Source organism: Protofrankia sp. Cas8 (assembly GCF_963555845.1).
Taxonomy (GTDB): Bacteria; Actinomycetota; Actinomycetes; order Frankiales; family Frankiaceae; genus Protofrankia.
In genome coordinates, this window is sequence record NZ_CAUVXI010000008.1 from 4,031 (window position 1) to 6,251 (window position 2,221).

At 62.3% G+C, this 2,221-nt stretch carries 2 protein-coding genes and 2 pseudogenes; all 4 read right to left on the reverse strand.

All coding sequences use genetic code 11. The features are described 5' to 3' along the window. Window positions 1–550: pseudogene (locus U9977_RS02825) on the reverse strand (hypothetical protein); the annotation flags it as partial. A 106-nt stretch (window positions 551–656) separates the two neighbouring features. Further along, complete coding sequence (locus tag U9977_RS26805) at window positions 657–1,010, reverse strand: transposase family protein (RefSeq protein ID WP_416210452.1); 354 nt, start codon at window positions 1,008–1,010, stop codon at window positions 657–659. A gap of 185 nt (window positions 1,011–1,195) precedes the next feature. Beyond that, window positions 1,196–1,666 carry a hypothetical protein gene (locus tag U9977_RS02830; protein ID WP_322747572.1) on the reverse strand — a complete coding sequence of 157 codons (471 nt, stop codon included), beginning with the start codon at window positions 1,664–1,666 and terminating at the stop codon, window positions 1,196–1,198. Window positions 1,667–1,671: 5 nt separating this feature from the next. Then, window positions 1,672–2,221: pseudogene (locus tag U9977_RS02835) on the reverse strand (hypothetical protein); the annotation flags it as partial.

Consider the following 2,221-nt stretch of genomic DNA (forward strand, 5'->3'; position numbering starts at 1 on the left):
ACCGTGGACCCAATCCGTTCATGTTGCGCCACCACGGGCCGAACTCCGGGAACTGGTCGATCACATCAGGATCGTAGTTCCGGCCCGGCGGATGCACCGTCAATGCCTGATCATGCGCCTGCTCATACGGCATGCCCTGATCCAGGGGATCAGCCTCAGTCCACTCGTGCCGCATGAAGTTGGCCTGGCCTGCGCTCAGCGGCTGCCCGTTCTCGATGGCCTGCCCAATACGCTGAAGCATCACGTCGTTGGCAGCGAAGGGATCAAGCCCCGGACGCGCCAAATGCTGCGTCACTCGAACGACCTCGCCTGCTGAATAGCTACGGGTGTCGTTGATGGTGGTTTCGGTGCGCAGCGCTTTTCCTTCCTTGTGGTACTGCTTGATCGTGGCGTGTGTGTAGTCGACGTGCAGGCCGAGGGTGACACCTTCGGTGATGATCCGGGTGCGGAGCCGGCTCGGAGTGGGTCGTTGCCCGCCGTGTCGAAGTTGCCGGTCGAAGATGAGGTTGACCTGGTCGGGGCGACCGATGTCGAGGTTGTCCCGGATCACCTGTTCGAAGAAGATCCGTCCGGACAGGGGCCGGTCGAGGGTCTGGATCAGGGAGAACTCGGCCTGCAGGATGGAGATGTCATACCGGTAGCCGGCATCGCTGTCCTCAGGGGTGAACGGATGAGGCAGGAGCGCGAGCCAAATGCGGAGCAGCCCGTCGCAACAGCGGGGTACACCGGCTGCGGAGAGCGGTCAGTCTGGGAACCTGCTCGGCGAACGTCCTGCGCGCACAGCCGGTCACGTCGTAGAAGAATCGTCGCACTCGCAGGTGCACGACGAGCTCCTGGTTACTGGCGGGACAGTCCATGATCCGCCACTCATAGCGGCTGTGTACCCATTCGGAGTCGACCCCGCAGCCCGGACACGCGGCCGCTGTGGCGCGGCCTCGTCCATACACCTGCACCGACCAGCCAGCGGACGCGAAACGGTCGATCAACAGACCGGTGAACTGCGGAAACACGGCGCGGATCAGGTCGGACGCAAAAATCCACTATGATCCACAGAGGGCTGCATCGCCCCGACGCCGACCCATCACGGAACTCGTGCCAGAGCCCCGTCCAGCCTGTCGACGCTATCGTGATCATCCTATCGGAGCGTCGCTATGATCCTTTGAACCGCCCCATTTTATCTGACATGTCAGATAAATTAGCCAAAATCATGAAATACTAGCTCCCGCAGCGCGTATTGCGGAGGAACGCTACCCGTCGTGTAGTACGCAACGAACAGGCCGCCAGCTTCCTCGATATCGAATACCTCGCGCTGCAGGACAGTGGTCTCGCATCCGTTCCAATGAACGGGCACGTCTGGATCTAGATGCTCTCCGGTGACGCTCGTCTTGTGCCCAACGAGGTACTGTCGTGGCTTCAAGCCGTCGACTCTGCGCATCTCGACCATCAAACGATCCCGGGACCCGGCTGCCTGTATGTACTCCTGCGGCCACACGCGCAGATCGATCTGATCGAACGATGTATCCGGCGGGATGGCCCATAGGCTGAGTGAAAAACGGTTGGAGCCGTCGAGAAGCAGGAGCCGTTGACGAATCAACTCTGCCGGAGGGGCAACTGGGTCCTTCAGTTCCCCATGGATCCGCCCGTTCATTGTGAGGGCGTGAGTCACTAGCGTCATGGCACCCTCACCAAATACGTCGACGTGATCGAAATGCTGGCGCCGCCCAATGTCGCTGTAGCGGGGACACCACCGTCTACCTGGCCGTCGAACGCTCGTTGGGATGCTGTCAGGCCAGCCGATCCACCCTTCACCTCGACGCCCTGATAGGTACCGTCAGGATTGATCGATAACCCGTCGAAGTACCGAGTCGATCCATCGGGTAGCGTCGCGCGCACCTGATCGCCAATGACGCTCCGACCGGTAGCCGTCGTGTAGTCGGCGAGACCCTGCGCCTGCGCGCCAGCACCGTAGCTTCCCTTTCCAGTGAAGTGTCCAAGTGCATCGCGTCCGTCACCTCTGTCAACACCGACGCCTGTTTCTGCGGCGACGGTATCACCGGTGCCGGCGCAGGTGATGGCGCTCAGGTCTTTGGGGCGGGGTCCGGGGATGTTACGGGCCAACCAGGCGGCGGCGACCTGTACCCGGCTGACCACCGCCCGCCCGGCCGCGGTCCGGCCCGCTCTGCCCGCGAGGCTGCCGGCACCAGCCGAAACCAGACCACCA